Genomic DNA, 15,923 nt, shown 5'->3' on the forward strand with positions numbered 1-15,923 from the left:
ATAATAGATAAAATTAGTTTTACTTAAAATTTTGTTAACTTTCCTGACATAACAAAGGCGGTGCAGCTCGATAGTGCAAACGTTATTACAGCTAACAGTAAAAGATATTTTGCAGCGTCCTCTGTTCCAGAAGGCCGAAGCCATCGCAAGCCGCGAAGCTTTAGCGCGTACCGTTAGATGGGTGCATATTATGGAGGTTACGCAAGTTGGCCATCTCCTCAATGGCAACGAGCTTATTCTCTCCACGGGCATCGGTTGGCACGATGATGAGGAAACCAGTGTTTCCTTCCTTCAGCAGCTTATCGATTGTGGCGCCTCCGGACTGTGCATCGAGCTGGGACCCTATACGAGAAAGCATCTGGATCAACTGAAAGCAGTTGCCCTCCGCGAGCATTTCCCACTCATTTTCTTCCACGAAGAGGTCCGTTATATCGACATTACCCAGGATCTTCATTCCTATTTTATTCATCAGCATCATAAGATGGTTTCCGAGCTCGAATCACTCTCCACTCAGTTAAACCAATTGCTGCTCTCTGGCAAAGGGCTCCTACCGCTTCTAAAACTATTACACCAAACAACGCAAGCGCAGGTCGCTTTCTTCCCGCTCGGCGCCGAAGCACAGTTCGTGCCCGCCCTTGCGAAAGCTAAAGCCGATTCTTTTTATGAACAATGGATTTACGGTAAAATATTCAATCATCCAGAGGTTAAAAGCCGGCTAGCTCATCGCCCTATCCTCGCACTCGAACATTTGTTTGCAGACCTATTATTATACGCCGAACAAGAACTCAGTGAGTTTCAAGTATTAGCCTTGGATCGGTTCGCCACGGCGATCGCCCAAGAAATGATGCGCACCAAGTATATGGAAGAAAAAAGACGGTACAAAGAGGATCGTTGGGTCATCGACTGGCTTCGAGGCAAGCATTCCCTTCAGGAAATTCGCGATTATATCACCGCTATGAAGCCCTCGGCAACATGGAGCCGGCTCATCGTATGCGTGTTCGATATGGAAGCAAATCTGGAAGATGTTAAAGATTGGGAAGCCATGCTCATTCAAAAAACCATGGTTGCGCGCGCCATTTTTGAAGGCGAAGGCTTCTACCTGCTGCCCACGATGCGGCAAAATCAAGTAGTCTTTATCTTGCTTGATCAACTCTCCACCGCGGCGAAAGAGCGAATCCTAAGAGCCGTCCACAGACTGCAAAAAACGGAATTGCAGCAAGAAATTCCTATGTTTTCAGCCTTATATGGCGTCGGCAAAGAGCTGAACGATCCTACGCAAGCCAAAGCAAGTTACGAAACCGCGCAAGAAACGATTATCATTCAGAAAGATATCGGCATGCTGCCCGTACCGTTCTACCATGACCTGCATGTGAGCAAAGTGATTATGAGCATGAAAAAAAGCGGTTTGCTGGATTCATTCATCGATGAATACATTGGTCCTGTCATCAAGTATGACAAAGAAAAAAATGCTCATCTGTTGAAAACGTTGAAAGTATATTTGGCTCTCAGCAGTTCCAAGCAAGAAACAGCCAAAGAGCTCTTCGTTGTCAGGCAGACGCTTTATCACCGGCTGGATAAAATAACTGCCCTGTTGGGCGAAGATTTCGCACAGCCACAAAAGCGTATCGCTATCGAACTCGCCTTACATAGTTACGAATACGTGCATGGCACTATTCATTAAGCGAGCGTATGATCCTGATCTTGCTGAATCAGTATCGACACGAAATATTTGCGGGCGTTAGCCGTTTCCAAATGCAAGCTAGCTGTTTCACCGCCAGGATGCTCGAGATCGAGCCAAGATCCGCTCAGGTCTTCTCTTACTCGGATAATCCTGAATTTTTGAGACACGTAGCCGTCCAGCTTTAACTTTTCACGCATGAATTGTTCATACTCAGACATGGAGCGCGCCTCCATTCCTATGGTTAGTTGAGTTATAAGTATCCCGCTTCAGGAATTGGCCAGCGCCAGGCGTGCCGACAAATCGCTTGTTTGAAATGACATACTCGCCTCTCGATAGCACAGTAACAGGTTCTCCGGTAATCGTGACGCCTTCAAAAGGGTTATAATCCACGTTCATATGGTGTGTCTTCGCCGACAAGGTTCTCTCGGCATTCGGGTCGAAAATAACGATATCGGCATCACAGCCAACCGCAATCGTGCCTTTCCGTGGGAACAGCCCGAACAGCTTGGCACTTCTTGTAGAAACGATATCAACAAATTGATTGATCGTGATCCTGCCTTTCCTCACGCCTTCCGAATACAGGATCGAGAACCGATCCTCGATCATCGGACCTCCATTTGGAATCAGGCTGAAATCGCCAAGACCCAGCTCCTTTTGACCTTTGAAATTAAAGGAGCAGTGATCAGAGCCAAGCGTCTGCAGCTGCCCGCTCCTCAAAGCGTTCCACAATACTTCCTGATGATGGCGCTCGCGCAGCGGAGGCGACCAAACATATTTTGCCCCTTCGAAATCCGGCTTTTCCAAGTACGTTTGGTCCAACAGCAAATACTGCGGACAGGTTTCGCCCCAGACATCGACACCTTTATTGCGTGCCTCCGCAATTTGCTGGACAGCCTCTTCGCAGGTGACATGGACCACATAGAGCCGAGCGCCTGCCAAAGCAGTTAATTTAGTGGCCCGGCCCGTCGCTTCGCCCTCAAGCACAGAAGGACGTGTCAGCGCATGATAAATGGGCTCCGTGCGACCCTCTGCCAGCGCCTTTTTAATCAAATAATCAATGACATCTCCATTCTCCGCATGAACCATCACCAAGGCGCCATGGAGCTTGGCTTCGAGCAAAGTGCGATACAAGGTGCCGTCATCGGCTTGAAACACGTTTTTGTAGGCCATGAAAACCTTAAGGGATGTGATCCCTTCTTCCAAAATCATGCTCGGCAACTCGGTTAACACATCATCATTGATTTCCCCAATCATCAGATGGAAGCCGTAGTCAATGACCGCTTTTCCGGCTGCTTTCTTATGCCACGTTTGGACGGATTGACGGAGCGGAACCCCTTTGTTGGTTAGACAAAAATCGATAACCGTCGTTGTGCCTCCGAATGCAGCCGCTTTGGTCCCAGTCTCAAAGTCGTCAGCGGTCACCGTACCGCCAAAAGGCATATCGAGATGGGTGTGCGGATCGATCCCGCCAGGGAATATATAGTGACCAGCCGCATCAATCACCTCCGCATCGCCTGCCTCCAAATTCTGTCCAATTTGCGTAATCACGCCGCCTTCAATGCGTATATCCCCCAGATACTGATCCGCTGCCGTCACGATCATTCCATGTTTGATAAGTTTGACCATCGTTTACACAGCCTCCTTCTTCGAGGTCCCTTCGGACGATATGTTTGCAATCGCTGCCTGCCTCTCGTTCCAAGTCATCGGCGGTTCTGCCGATGGAACCTCAATCATGGAAATCGCACCGTCAACCGGACAAACGATGGAACACAGATTACATCCAACACAGTCTTCCTCCCGGACTTGCAAGTAAGAGGCGCCGCCCTCTCCCGTGAGCATATCAATGCATTGATGAGACGTGTCCTCGCAGGCAATATGACATTTGTTGCAATTAATGCAGGTCTCGGTATCGATACGCGCCACAACCGCATAGTTCAGATCCAAGTTCCCCCAATCGGAATAGCGGGTTACAGATTTCCCTATAAGTTCGTTGACGCTGGCCAAACCCTTATCCTCTAAATAGTTGTTCAGGCCATCGATCATATCCTCGACAATACGGAAGCCGTGATGCATCGCGGCTGTACACACCTGCACGCCCGTAGCACCCATGAGCATAAACTCCACAGCATCACGCCAATTCGATATCCCGCCGATTCCGGAGATCGGCACGCCAACCTTGGCATTGCGTGCGCATTCCGCCACCATATTCAACGCAATCGGCTTCACCGCAGGTCCGCAATACCCGCCATGCGCACCTTTTCCGCCAACGTGCGGGATCGTATTCCACGAATCGAGATCAACGCCGGCGAGCGAATTGATGGTATTGATCAAAGAGATCGCATCCGCTCCGCCACGAACCGCAGCAATCGCCGTACTCGTGATGTCCGTGATATTCGGCGTCAACTTGACGATGACTGGCGTCGTCGCTGCCTCCTTCACCCACATCGTTTGAGCTTCTACCAGATCCGGCTGCTGCCCGGAAGCCGCTCCCATCCCGCGTTCCGCCATCCCATGCGGGCAGCCGAAGTTCAGCTCCAAGCCATCCACGCCGATGGCCTCCACCTTTTTCACGATTTCGTGCCATTTCTCCCGTTTGGGCTCAACCATCAAGGAAGCGACGACGGCATGATTCGGAAAACGCTTCTTTGTTTCAGCAATCTCTCGCAAATTAACTTCAAGCGGACGATCCGTAATGAGCTCGATATTATTAAAACCGGCGACCCGCTGCCCATTGAAATGTACAGCTGCAAAACGGGATGAAGTATTAATAATAGGATCGCCCAGCGTTTTCCAAACGGCGCCCCCCCAGCCTGCTTCAAATGCCCGCTGCACCTGATAGCCTGTGTTGGTCGGTGGCGCAGATGCTAACCAGAAAGGGTTAGGCGACTGAATCCCTGCTAGATTGATGCTTAAATCTGCCATCTTGAATCCCTCCAGTTCAATTAAGCGGACACGGTCGTACGATCCCTTATGCACTTATTAAGCAGTTTCGGTTTGTTGTTTGACCAGCTTATTGTAAATTGCAAATGCCGCAATCTTGCCTTGCTGGGCGGCCGATACAACCATAGCCTCACCTTGACCTTCGCCGAAAGTCACGTCGCCAGCGGCAAACACCTTCGGATTCGACGTGGCTCCGGTAACCGAATCAACGGCGACCGTTCCACGCGTATGCGCCAGACCCAATTGTTCGACGATGGCAATGTAGCGCGTTTGCCCAATGGCTTTGACGACTGCATCCACCTCAAATACGAACTCAGAACCTTCAACAGGCACCGGACGCTTTCTGCCCGCTTCTGCCTCTTCCAGCTTCATCTGTATGCACTCAAGCGCGATGACTTCGCCCCTTTCATTGCCGATGATCCGTTTCGGAGCGGTTAACCATTTGAATGCCACACCGTCCTGCTTGGCAAAATCGAATTCAAAATCATAAGCAGTCATCTCCGCTTGTGTGCGCCGATACAAGATTTGCACCTCTTCCGCTCCCAAACGTACCGAACACGTTGCGGCATCAATCGCTGTGTTGCCCGCTCCGATAACCGCCACACGCTTTCCAACCAGACTTGTATCCAGCGCTATTTTCGTCGATTCTACAAAATCAATCGCATCATGCACGCCAGTCAGCTGCTCACCTTCAACGCCCAACATAGGCACTTTAGACATCCCTATCGCCAGCACTGCAGCGTCAAAGCCATTCAAAAGCTCAGCCGCGCTAATATCGACGCCGACTTTCGTATTCATCTGGAACGAGACGCCTAACTTCCGCACCTGCTCAACTTCCCAAAGCGAAATGTCCTGCGGAAGCCGGAAGGATACAATGCCATACGTATCCAGGCCGCCCGCTTGCTCCTTCGCTTCGAATACGGTAACCGCGAAACCGAAACGCGCCAACTCTCTCGCTGCCGAGAGGCCTGCCGGACCGCCGCCGATGACTGCAACCGACTTGCCGTTGCTGGCCCCGGCTTGAAACAGGATTTGTTCGTTTTTCATGGCCCAATCCGTCGCATACCGCTGCAAATCGCCGATCAAAATCGGCTTGGACGATTGATTAAGTACACAAGCGCCTTCGCACAGTTCCTCTGTCGGACATACCCGCGAACACGTCGCGCCAACAGGGTTCGCTTCCATAATGGTGCGAGCAGAGCCTTTCAAATTGCCGGAGGCGATTTTTTTAATAAAGGAAGGAATATTAATCCCCGTGGGGCAAGCGCGAATACACGGCGCATCGTAACAGAACAGACAGCGGTTCGATTCATCGATCGCTTCTTTGGGTTTCATCCCGGATTTGACCTCGGCAAAATTACGTTTTAAATCCGTCAAAGAAATAAAGGTTGTGCTCATCTTCGCTGCGCCTCCCCGCTATGAATGAATGTTCAACTGCCGCTACAGACTAATGATCCGGTCATAGGTCTCCGGTCTGCGATCCCGATAAAACTGCCAAACATTGCGTACATCGCGGATCAATTCTTTATCCATCTCACCGATAATAACTTCATCTTGATCCCGGCTGCCGATGGCGACAATGGAACCTCGGGGATCAACCAAATAAGATTGGCCGTAAAACTCGCCCATATGCCAAGGCTCTTCCATGCCTACGCGGTTAATGGCAGCTACATAATACCCGTTCGCAACGGCATGTGCTGGCTGCTCCAGCTTCCATAAATACTCCGAGGTGCCAGCGACGGTAGCTGACGGGTTGAACACAATCTCAGCGCCATTCAACCCGAGCGCCCGAGCGCCTTCAGGGAAATGGCGATCATAGCAAATGTAAACGCCCACTTTGGCAAAAGCCGTATCGAATACCGGGTACCCGAGGTTACCGGGCTTGAAATAATACTTCTCCCAAAATCCGCACGAACCGCCGCCTGCGGCGACATGAGGGATATGATGCTTGCGGTATTTGCCTAGGTATGCCCCGTCTGCGTCGATTACTGCTGCCGTATTGTAATAGGTGGCAATCCCTTCCCGTTCGTAGATGGGCAACACAATGACGACACCAAGCTCTTTGGCAAGCTCTTGAAACAGCTTCGTCGTCGAACCGTTCGGAATTTCTTCGGCGGCCTCATACCATTTGGTCGTTTGTTCGGAACAAAAGTAAGGGCCATAAAATATTTCCTGCAAAGATATCATCTGCGCGCCTTTTTGCGCCGCTTCCCTGATCAACGTGATATGCTTCTCGATCGCTTTCTTTTTGTGATGCTCCACGGGTTCATCGCCATGAACATTATTCGCCGCTTGGATTAATCCGATTTTTACTTTCATGGTTGAAGCCCTCCTTGATTTCATTTGACATGACATTCGAGGAATAGGAGTGCGCTATTTGGCATTGGAGCATCTGAACGGAAGGGATAGTGGAACAAGAGTTCGCTATTCAGTTGATTTCGTCTTCCTACAACCTGATTTCCTCCAATAACGCACCCACGTTCCGCCAAATCAGATTACAAGGCATTTTAGCCTGCACTAGCGCACTGTAGATCCTCAAATGTAGTTTCCTCAAACTGTAGTCCCCCCAAGCGAATGAACCATACTCCCTGGGCTGGAACCATATAGCTTCAAATCTGAGAATTAACTGTAACTCTCTTAGTCGGCAGCCTCACCATGTTCCATCGCAATCCGAAGCGCTGTTCGGTACAAAAGCTCCGTTCCTAGCGCAATATCCTCCGGACTGGCATACTCTTTCGGATTATGGCTGATCCCCTCCTTACATCGAACGAAGATCATTCCGTAATCGCACACATACGACATTGTAAGCGAATCGTGAAAAGGACCGCTCATCAGCTCAGGCGGCGCGAAACCAATATGCTCCGCCTCTTCGCGCATCGCTTCTTTAATCCAGTCCGCGCAATAACGGGGTTCGCTGTTCGTATCTTCCCTGATCGTGTATGAGAGCCCATGCGACTTCGTCACTACGTCGATCACGCTGAGCAGCTCCGCTTCCAAGAGGTTGCGGCGGTTTAAGTCGATATCGCGCAAATCGACGGTGAAACTCACCTTCTCCGGAATAATGTTGCGCGAATCCGGAAACACCGTCAGTGAGCCAACGGTTCCGACTGTCGGCGCGCCCGGCTCCTGCTGGACTAACTCGTTCAGCGCTACAATCACTTTGGCGCAGCCGACAAGCGCGTCATGGCGCATCGCCATCGGCACCGAGCCGGCATGTCCAGCGAAGCCCGTCATTTCCACGGTGAGCCAAAGCGGACCGGAAATGCCGCTCACGATACCAATCGGAGCATCCAGTGATTCGAGTACAGGCCCCTGCTCAATATGCAGCTCCAGAAAAGCGCCAATACGCCCCTCCTGAAAAACGTAGCGCTCAAAGCTAGCGGGATCGCAGCCGAACTGAATAAGCGCTTCTCTCCGGGAAATACCATTTTTGTCCGTTCGCTCCAACTCATCCGCTTCCAGCTTGCCCGTCATGCCGCGAACGCCGAACAGCCCTTTATTGAATCGGCACCCTTCCTCATCGCAAAAGGCGACGACCTCGATATCGCATGCCGGCATGACCCCTCTATCCGTCATCGTCTGGATCACTTCAATCGCGCCCAGGACGCCAATAACCCCGTCAAATCGTCCGCCATAAGGCTGGGAATCCACATGCGATCCTAACATCAGCACCGGAGCATGCGGATTGCGCCCCCGCTTCACGCCGATTAAGTTGGCGAATGGATCGATATGCGCTTCCATGCCAGCAGCCTCCATCCACGTTTTTACCCGTTCGACACCTTCTCTGTCTTCCTTGGAAAGCGCCAGCCTGCATACGCCGGTCTCGCCTATTTTTCCGATCTGCGCAAGTTCTTCGATGCGCGTGTGCAGTCGGGAAGCATTGATTTGCAACAAAGGCGTTGTACTCATCGGCCATTCATCCTTTCCCCTGTATCGAAGCGAAAACTTCGAGCAGTGTATGGGTGATAAAAACGATATCCTCATCCGTTGATGAGAATGGCGGGCTTAACGTTAGGATATTTGCGTAGCCTGGCACGGTATCGCCATTTTTACCGATCAACAAGCCTTTCTTCTTGCAGCCTGTGATATAGGCAAGCACAAGCTCGGCAGATGCCGGAATTTTTGAGATCTGATCCTCCACAAGCTCGATGCCAATCGCCGAGCCAAATATGCGAATATCACCAACATTCGGATGATCCAGCAGCGGCTCTAGCCCAAGCCTGATTTCACGTCCGATTTGAGCCGAACGCTCGACCAGTCCCTCTTTTTCCAAGATCTCAATATTTTTCAAAGCAACCGCACAAGAAACTGGATTGCCTCCGAACGTGTTCACGTGTCGGAAATGGCTCGTAGGCTCACTATTTCTAAAGGTTTCATACAATTCAGCTGATACAGCCGTCGCCGAGAGCGGCGAGTAAGCGCTTGTCATGCCTTTTGCCATCGTAACGATATCCGGCTTCACCCCGTAATTCTGATGACCGAATTTCTCGCCCGAGCGGCCAAATCCGCAAATGACCTCGTCAACGATAAGCAGGACGTCGTACTTATTGCAAATCTTCCGAACCACCTGCAAATATTCATCCGGAGGAACAATGACGCCGCCGCCTGTGATCGCCGGTTCCAGGATGATCCCGGCAACGGAATCCGCTCCCTCCCACACGATCGCATCTTCGATAGCTGTGGCGCACTGAAGCTTGCAAGTACCTTTCGTTTGACCAAACGGGCAACGGTAACAATAGGGAGGCGGCACATGCTGAAAGCCCACGCCAAGCGGCTCATATTTCAGCTTTCGTTGCGCTTGACCAGTGGCGCCTAGCGCCCCCATCGAATTGCCATGATAGGCGCGATGCCTGGAAATAAATTTATATTTTGTCGGCTTGCCGGTCTGATGATGATATTGGCGGGCAATTTTGAACGCGACCTCATTCGCATCCGATCCAGAATTCGAAAAGAAAATGCGATATTCGCCATCCAGCCACTCGTTTATTTTGGCGGCAAGCTCAATCGCCGGGGCGTGGGATTGCACAAGCGTCGCATAGGCGATTTTCATCATCTGTTCAGCTGCCGCCTCCGCAATCTCCTTCCTGCCATGCCCGACATTGACGCACCACAAGCCAGACATCCCGTCCAGATAGCGGTTCCCATCCATATCCTGCACCCAGCTGCCCGCTCCCGACTCGATGATCATCGGATTCTCATTATGCGGCGTCATATGATGCCATATATACTTCCGATCCTTCTCGAGCAGCTCATCCCGATTCGCTTGGCCGCTTGCACCCTTATCACTCATAAACGGCATCCCCTCCCAGATGATGAAAAGAAGGGATCGTGTACTGCGTCTATCCACGACCCGCTTCCCATCCGTTACTTCGTAGCACCCTCCAGAATCGACTTATCGATCGAAGCCGCCAGATCTGCAGGTTTTTTGATCAAACCGTATTTCAGGGCGATATCCGCCGTTCGTTTAACCGATTCATCCACGAACGATCCGACTTGCTCATCTTTGAATCCTTCCGGCTTCACCAGCTTCGCCATTTCTTTCAACATCGTCGTTTGGTGTTGCTTGGTTGTGCTTCCCGCCGTTACGCTTTTCATCACGATATCTACAACTTCATCTTGGTGCTCAATCGCGTATTTCCAACCTTTCAGTGTTGCGCGAACCGCTTTGACTGCCAGATCGTGATTTTTATCCACCCAATCCTTCTTTGCGATCAGTGTATCCTCAAGCATGGCGACACCCGCATCGTCGAAATTGAACACGTTCAGATCCGACTCTTTCACACCGCTTTCAAGCACAACATAGTACTCGTTATAGATCGTGGCCGTCGCAACGTCCAATTGATCGCCAAAAAATTGATCCATCGTGAAGCCTTGCTTGACAAGTTGAATGTCTTTTTTCGGATCCAGCCCGTTCTTCTCCATAAAAGCGAGAACCTGAAACTGCTGGCTGCCCATCCAGGTGCCAACCTTCTTGCCTTTCATTTTCGCCGGCGCATCAATACCTGTCGCTTTCTTTGACAGCAACCGATAGGAGCTCTTCTGAGTCACCTGCGCCAAGGAAACAAGCGGCAAGCCGTTATCACGGTTAACGAGCAAACTGTCAAAACTGGATACGCCGATATCCGCTGCGCCATTTACCACCTGCTGTTCAATAATGACATCCGGTCCGCCTGGCATAATTTCAACATCTAGCCCCTCATCCTTGTAAAATCCTTTTTCCTTCGCTGCGTAAATGCCCGCAAACTGCGCTTGCGGCACCCATTTCAATTGAATTTTGACCTTCTTCAGCGGTTCCGTGGATGGTGTCTTGGTTGCATCAGCTGAGGTTGAGGCCGCAGGTGCAGGCGTGGACGTGGTTACCGTTTTCTCCGCTCCGCAACCGGATGCAATGACTACAATTAGTGACATGATGAGCAAGAGGGCAAAACGTACAGCTGGGAATCTCTTTTTCAAAGCGACCATTCCTCTCCTATTTAAGTTCTATGATCTAAAAGATGGTGACATCCCTTGATGCTGTTTGTTTTTTTAATAAGCTGGATTAGCGCTGCGAGATGGACCATGGAATGGACCATTTTTCAATCCATTGAATGAGCGTATACAACACAATGCCCAAAATCGCTGCAATCACGATGCACGCCCAAGAAAGCGGCATATTGGCCAACCTAATTTGATCGGAAAGCAAATATCCCAGACCGCGTGAGGCAATGAAAAACTCCCCCACAATCGCGCCGATAATGCTTGTCGACATATTGATCTTCATGGCAGAGAAAATAGCAGGTAGCGCCTTGGGCAATCGCAGTTTAAAAAAGGTATGCCTTTCGCCCGCCGCATAGGAAGCCATCAGCTCCAAATAGGTCGGCTCGATCGAGCGCAGCCCTTTGTAGGCTGTTACAGCCATCGTAGCCATCGTCATGATGGAGACAATGCCGATTCGAGAAGCAACACCATCTCCCAGCCAATTGTTCATGATCGGGGCGAGGGCTACAATGGGAACCGCGTTCAGCGATGCCGTTAGGGAAATCGCTGCTGCGCCAGCATTCGGAACAAAGGATGCCGTCACAGCAGCCAGAAGGCCAAGCAGCGAGCCAAGTAAGCATCCCCCAATAATTTCAATGCCTGTGTACACGGCATAGATGCTCAAAATATCGCTATGATCTATGATTGATAACACAATATCCGAAGGGATCGGGAGCTGGTATCGTTCCAAGCGGAACAGCCTGTGGAAGCCTTCCACCTGCCAAAGCACTACGAACAATAGGCCGAATAAGTAAGGGAACAACTTAGAAGGAAGTATGCGCAGAACGACTAACAAAGCGGTTTGGGGAGTCTTCTTAGAAGGTTCCGACTCCTTAATCCGCTCGGTGCGGGATGGTGAAGACGTTGGTGTTGGTTGATCCGGACTGACCCACAACTCGCTCATGCCCCTCCCCTCCTCGACCTGCCAGATCGAAAATCAGGCTGCCACGGCGTCAACCAGCGTTCCGCTAGCGTTAACATCAAGTAGGAAGCGAGGCCAATCGCCATGCTGACCAGCACCGTACACCAAAACATATACACCTGAGCAGCTCCGTAATATAATGAGCTGACCATCAGCACACCAATGCCATCAGGCGCCCCCATGAGCTCGACGATGATGGACGCCGTAATCGCGAGCGGCGCCGAAAGTTTCAAACCCGCGAAAGCGCCCGGCAATGCGGCAGGCAGTTTGAGCTTGATATAGCTCTGCCAAGTGGAAGCCGCTATTGATCGCAAGAACTCAATCTGTTCGGTCTGCACACTGCGCAGACCACGTAGTGTGTTGATCGTGACAGGAAAGAATGTTACGTACCCTGACATGATGATTCTTGATGCGCTAGGATCATGCAAGATACCGTAGATGATCGGGGCTAACCCGATGATCGGAATCATTTGCGAAGCGACCAAGTAAGGGGATAATGTATGTTCTACGGTTTTGGATAAGCTCATAGAAACGGCAAGAAGGAATCCGAACGCGGAACCGATCAGAAAGCCAGTCATTGAATTTCCAAAAGTAGTAAAGCCTTGTTGGAGAAGGGCCGGAAGGTTCTCCTGCAAGGAACCAAGCACCTTGTGCAGATACGGCAGTTTGGCGTCGGGTTGTGCAAGCTGGAGAATTTGATGCACGAACCAAGCTAGTGTTTCCCAGACAATCAGGAGGACGGCGACCCAAGCGGTTATCAAAACGCTTTGATGCCAATTCCTAGCCAATCTGCTCATCAAGGCTGCCACTCTCCTTGTAAAAACAGTTTCGTACAGCTGCTGTCAGTGCATGGAAACGCTCGGATTCACGAACGGCCGGTCCGCGCACATTCCCCAGCTCTACATCCAGGATGGAATGAACGCGACCTGGATGAGCAGACAGTACAATCACGCGATCAGATAAGAAAACAGCTTCCGGAATGCTGTGCGTCACGAAAACGATCGTTTTATTCGTCTTTTTCTTAATATCCAGCAATTCTAGCTGCAGCTTTTCTTTCGTGAATTCATCAAGCGCCGAAAACGGTTCATCCATGAACAGAATCGGAGGATCCAGCGATAACGCTCTGGCGATAGCCACTCGCTGCTGCATGCCGCCGCTCAACTGCCAGGGGTAGTGCTCTTTGAATTTCGTAAGCCCGACAATATCCAGCAATCGATCTACCAGTTCGCTGTACTCGCTTCGGCTGCCGCCAAGCACTTCAAGAGGAAGCTCAATATTTTCCCTTACAGTGCGCCATTCGAATAACGTCGGATTCTGAAATACGATGCCAAATTTCCTGTGCAAACGCACTTCGCGAGGATGCTCCTTCTGGATGGTGATGTAACCGCTAGTCGGCTGCAGCAAGTCGGCCATCAGCCGCAGCAATGTTGATTTGCCGCACCCCGAAGGACCGAGCAAGGATACGAATTCATTCTGATACACGTCAAATGACACATCTTGAAGTGCTGTGACTTGACGCCCCTTCCTGCCGAACACCATGGATACGCCATCGACTGCGATTTCCACATTTTTCTCGGGAAAATCTGAATTCATTCCTTTCCCTCCTCATTCCAACGTTTAAATGATAGATTTTAGTCAATTTCAATAACTTTATATGTTATATTATATAACATATAAATGAATTTACATTATACAAAGTGTTTTAAAATTGGGTTTCTAATTTTACACTTTGTATAATTAGAAACAGCATGACAGCCAAGAACTCGTACATCAAGTTCTAAACTGCCATGCTGCTTGGGCATACCATGACCTTTTCCACGTAAATCGAACTGACCTGAATCCCGTTCGAACTCTAATGAAAACTTCGATTTGCCGATAAAATAGCTCAATGAAAAAATCTCCAGGATCACTTGAGTAAGTGATAGCTGGAGATTATTTTAAATACCCAGACTAGCGGGCACATATGTCGATACGCGATTCATTGCGTCCTGTTTTTGTTTATCCCCTACATGGGTATAAATCTGTGTAGTCTGTATGCTCGCATGACCGAGCAATTCTTGTAACGTCCGGATGTCCGTTCCCGCTAAAACCTGCATCGTTGCAAATGTGTGCCGGAGCTTATGGCTGGAAATGGATTTACCTTGCAATTCCGTATACTTTATCTTTAATTCCTCGAAATGTTTCTCGGCAATCGTCTGAATCATGCGCACGCTGATCCTTCTTCCGAATTGAGACACAAAAAATGCCTGCTCTCCCGTGCTCCTAGCTTCAATCCGCTCTTCCAGCGCTTTATTCAAAACATGAACTAATTGAGTCGGGAGCGGGATAGCTCGCCACTTGCGTCCTTTTCCAAATACTTGAAGAACTTCATTCGACCTGCTGTAGTCCCCGATATTCAAGCGATGCAGCTCACTTACGCGCAATCCCGCATAACTCATAAGCAGAAACATTGCTACGTTCCTGATCTGATATTTTCCCTCAATTGATTCCAGAAATACTCGTAATAGATTTTGATCCAAATAAGTAGGAAGCTGATTTTTCTCCACTTTAGATTTCTTAACATTTAGAGATGGATTGCTTTGAACAAGGTTATATTCGATCATAGCCGTAAAAAAAGTGCGAATGGACGATAGGTACCGATTCCGGGCCGCATCGCCAGCCCCGCCCTGCCGCATTTTGGTAAGGAAACGCATAACGTCAATCGCTTCAATACTGCTTACCGTTTTCTGCATCGTTGTCAGGAATAAACGCACATCCCCCAAGTATGCCATCTGCGTTCGTTTCGTAAAGCCTTGATCCTTCATCCAGGAGTCAAAAAGCTCAAGCCAGTCGTCATCAAAGTCATCTAGATGTATCAAAATGATTCTCTCCGTCCTTCAGATCTTAAATTGCGTTAAATATAGATTTAGTGCAATTATTTTATCATACCATAACGCCCTTCATTCATGAAATATTTGACCGTTAATAGAAAAAACAGTTACCTCTCGAAAGAGATAACTGTTCATAATGGCGAAATCATAGCCCGTTTGTTAAAATTTGTTGAACCCGCCCTACTTGTCCATCCGCCAATCTGACCTTAATCCCATGCGGGTGATTGGGTGAGTTCGTTAATATATCTTTCACAATCCCACGCGTTAGCTTGCCGCTGCGTTGATCTTGCTTTAATACAATATTCACTTCAATACCTGGGACAATATTTTTCCTGATTTGACCATTCATGCTGAAACGTTCGCCTGCTTCCTATTCGTGTAGTCATTCCAGTATAGCATCAATGTGTAAAAAACAATAGTTTACATAATTATTGTTATGTCTTCTATCGATTACAAGCTGCGCCTGGTTTTGCGCCGATGTACTCGTAAATAAGAAAAACTGCCGCGATATTCGCTGGCAGCTCTATCGGTTATTCGATTAATCTTTCGGATAATTAACCTGCATAATATCCATGAACGGCACCTTGACCAACTCTCCGTTTCTTTCAACGTGCACTTTACCCGTTCGGGAATCCATCGCTATAATAAGACCGCGAACGGGTTCTTCAACTCCCCATACAGTAAGCACGATCTCTGAATTTTCATCCTTTGCCTCACTTAATTGATTCCCGATTTCCTCCAGCACAAATTCATCGCGCGTTGGTCTCTTGGCTACTTTTGCCTTTGCCATATTCTTTCCCCCTCCATCATGTTCAGTTCAACTTGGCGTGAATTCAGTATACCATTTTTTACTCCAACAAAATAATTCACATAATAAATGTTATGTCAACAAAATAGGTGCGACTCTTCATTTTCTTCTATTAATTTTGTTTTCCCTACCATTGACACACACTACTTCTATCAGCAGACCATATCATAGAATATCAACGAAGTT

16 protein-coding genes are annotated in these 15,923 nt (G+C 49.3%); 1 reads left to right on the top strand and 15 read right to left on the bottom strand.

Annotation, left to right across the window (positions count from 1 at the left end; translation table 11 throughout):
* Window positions 1–73: 73 nt before the first annotated feature.
* Complete coding sequence (locus ABRS97_RS00305) at window positions 74–1,681, top strand: PucR family transcriptional regulator (RefSeq protein ID WP_367810901.1); 1,608 nt, start codon at window positions 74–76, stop codon at window positions 1,679–1,681.
* On the opposite strand, the gene ABRS97_RS00310 is transcribed toward ABRS97_RS00305, so the two are convergent.
* The 15 genes from ABRS97_RS00310 to ABRS97_RS00380 form a co-directional block, all read right to left on the bottom strand.
* Window positions 1,678–1,899: a hypothetical protein gene (locus ABRS97_RS00310; RefSeq protein ID WP_367810902.1), complete on the bottom strand. Its 222-nt coding sequence runs from the start codon at window positions 1,897–1,899 to the stop codon at window positions 1,678–1,680. The two genes, ABRS97_RS00305 and ABRS97_RS00310, sit on opposite strands and share 4 nt — an antisense overlap.
* Complete coding sequence (hydA, locus tag ABRS97_RS00315; RefSeq protein WP_367810903.1) at window positions 1,892–3,307, bottom strand: dihydropyrimidinase; 1,416 nt, start codon at window positions 3,305–3,307, stop codon at window positions 1,892–1,894. Before hydA ends, ABRS97_RS00310 begins: the two co-directional genes overlap by 8 nt.
* Window positions 3,308–3,310: 3 nt before the next feature.
* The gene (preA, locus tag ABRS97_RS00320; protein WP_367810904.1) at window positions 3,311–4,603 is read right to left on the bottom strand and encodes an NAD-dependent dihydropyrimidine dehydrogenase subunit PreA; all 1,293 of its coding nucleotides are present in this window, start codon (window positions 4,601–4,603) and stop codon (window positions 3,311–3,313) included.
* Between the two features lie 57 nt (window positions 4,604–4,660).
* Entirely contained in the window at window positions 4,661–6,019 is a 1,359-nt protein-coding gene (locus ABRS97_RS00325) for an NAD(P)-dependent oxidoreductase (protein ID WP_367810905.1), read from the bottom strand.
* Window positions 6,020–6,061: 42 nt separating this feature from the next.
* Window positions 6,062–6,940, bottom strand: coding sequence for a nitrilase-related carbon-nitrogen hydrolase (locus tag ABRS97_RS00330; protein WP_367810906.1), 879 nt, complete (start codon window positions 6,938–6,940; stop codon window positions 6,062–6,064).
* Between the two features lie 318 nt (window positions 6,941–7,258).
* The gene (locus ABRS97_RS00335; protein WP_367810907.1) at window positions 7,259–8,530 is read right to left on the bottom strand and encodes a M20 family metallo-hydrolase; all 1,272 of its coding nucleotides are present in this window, start codon (window positions 8,528–8,530) and stop codon (window positions 7,259–7,261) included.
* 7 nt (window positions 8,531–8,537) lie between these two features.
* Window positions 8,538–9,911: an aspartate aminotransferase family protein gene (locus ABRS97_RS00340; RefSeq protein ID WP_367810908.1), complete on the bottom strand. Its 1,374-nt coding sequence runs from the start codon at window positions 9,909–9,911 to the stop codon at window positions 8,538–8,540.
* 74 nt (window positions 9,912–9,985) lie between these two features.
* Complete coding sequence (locus ABRS97_RS00345; protein WP_367810909.1) at window positions 9,986–11,083, bottom strand: ABC transporter substrate-binding protein; 1,098 nt, start codon at window positions 11,081–11,083, stop codon at window positions 9,986–9,988.
* Window positions 11,084–11,159: 76 nt separating this feature from the next.
* Window positions 11,160–12,041 (bottom strand): ABC transporter permease, encoded by an 882-nt coding sequence (locus tag ABRS97_RS00350; protein WP_367810910.1) that lies wholly within the window; start codon window positions 12,039–12,041, stop codon window positions 11,160–11,162.
* Window positions 12,038–12,856 (bottom strand): ABC transporter permease, encoded by an 819-nt coding sequence (locus tag ABRS97_RS00355; protein ID WP_367810911.1) that lies wholly within the window; start codon window positions 12,854–12,856, stop codon window positions 12,038–12,040. The genes ABRS97_RS00350 and ABRS97_RS00355 overlap by 4 nt, the downstream gene beginning before the upstream one ends.
* Window positions 12,840–13,652, bottom strand: a complete 813-nt coding sequence (locus tag ABRS97_RS00360; protein WP_367810912.1) for an ABC transporter ATP-binding protein — start codon at window positions 13,650–13,652, stop codon at window positions 12,840–12,842. Before ABRS97_RS00360 ends, ABRS97_RS00355 begins: the two co-directional genes overlap by 17 nt.
* 95 nt (window positions 13,653–13,747) lie before the next feature.
* The gene (locus tag ABRS97_RS00365; RefSeq protein WP_367810913.1) at window positions 13,748–13,948 is read right to left on the bottom strand and encodes a hypothetical protein; all 201 of its coding nucleotides are present in this window, start codon (window positions 13,946–13,948) and stop codon (window positions 13,748–13,750) included.
* A 48-nt stretch (window positions 13,949–13,996) separates the two neighbouring features.
* Window positions 13,997–14,917, bottom strand: coding sequence for a tyrosine-type recombinase/integrase (locus ABRS97_RS00370; protein ID WP_367810914.1), 921 nt, complete (start codon window positions 14,915–14,917; stop codon window positions 13,997–13,999).
* Window positions 14,918–15,074: 157 nt separating this feature from the next.
* The gene (locus ABRS97_RS00375; protein ID WP_367810915.1) at window positions 15,075–15,278 is read right to left on the bottom strand and encodes a YwbE family protein; all 204 of its coding nucleotides are present in this window, start codon (window positions 15,276–15,278) and stop codon (window positions 15,075–15,077) included.
* 189 nt (window positions 15,279–15,467) lie between these two features.
* Entirely contained in the window at window positions 15,468–15,719 is a 252-nt protein-coding gene (locus ABRS97_RS00380) for a YolD-like family protein (RefSeq protein ID WP_367810916.1), read from the bottom strand.
* Window positions 15,720–15,923 lie beyond the last annotated feature (204 nt).

Origin of the sequence: Paenibacillus tabacirhizosphaerae (genome assembly GCF_040812395.1) — a bacterium.
GTDB lineage: Bacteria > Bacillota > Bacilli > Paenibacillales > NBRC-103111 > Paenibacillus_E.

What these genes read in the sequence shown, in the direction of transcription:
- ABRS97_RS00310 (WP_367810902.1), bottom strand. Translation starts at nt 1,899, where the DNA reads ATGTCTGAGTATGAACAATTCATGCGTGAAAAGTTAAAGCTGGACGGC.
- hydA (WP_367810903.1), bottom strand. Translation starts at nt 3,307, where the DNA reads ATGGTCAAACTTATCAAACATGGAATGATCGTGACGGCAGCGGATCAG.
- preA (WP_367810904.1), bottom strand. Translation starts at nt 4,603, where the DNA reads ATGGCAGATTTAAGCATCAATCTAGCAGGGATTCAGTCGCCTAACCCT.
- ABRS97_RS00325 (WP_367810905.1), bottom strand. Translation starts at nt 6,019, where the DNA reads ATGAGCACAACCTTTATTTCTTTGACGGATTTAAAACGTAATTTTGCC.
- ABRS97_RS00330 (WP_367810906.1), bottom strand. Translation starts at nt 6,940, where the DNA reads ATGAAAGTAAAAATCGGATTAATCCAAGCGGCGAATAATGTTCATGGC.
- ABRS97_RS00335 (WP_367810907.1), bottom strand. Translation starts at nt 8,530, where the DNA reads ATGAGTACAACGCCTTTGTTGCAAATCAATGCTTCCCGACTGCACACG.
- ABRS97_RS00340 (WP_367810908.1), bottom strand. Translation starts at nt 9,911, where the DNA reads ATGAGTGATAAGGGTGCAAGCGGCCAAGCGAATCGGGATGAGCTGCTC.
- ABRS97_RS00345 (WP_367810909.1), bottom strand. Translation starts at nt 11,083, where the DNA reads ATGGTCGCTTTGAAAAAGAGATTCCCAGCTGTACGTTTTGCCCTCTTG.
- ABRS97_RS00350 (WP_367810910.1), bottom strand. Translation starts at nt 12,041, where the DNA reads ATGAGCGAGTTGTGGGTCAGTCCGGATCAACCAACACCAACGTCTTCA.
- ABRS97_RS00355 (WP_367810911.1), bottom strand. Translation starts at nt 12,856, where the DNA reads ATGAGCAGATTGGCTAGGAATTGGCATCAAAGCGTTTTGATAACCGCT.
- ABRS97_RS00360 (WP_367810912.1), bottom strand. Translation starts at nt 13,652, where the DNA reads ATGAATTCAGATTTTCCCGAGAAAAATGTGGAAATCGCAGTCGATGGC.
- ABRS97_RS00375 (WP_367810915.1), bottom strand. Translation starts at nt 15,278, where the DNA reads ATGAATGGTCAAATCAGGAAAAATATTGTCCCAGGTATTGAAGTGAAT.
- ABRS97_RS00380 (WP_367810916.1), bottom strand. Translation starts at nt 15,719, where the DNA reads ATGGCAAAGGCAAAAGTAGCCAAGAGACCAACGCGCGATGAATTTGTG.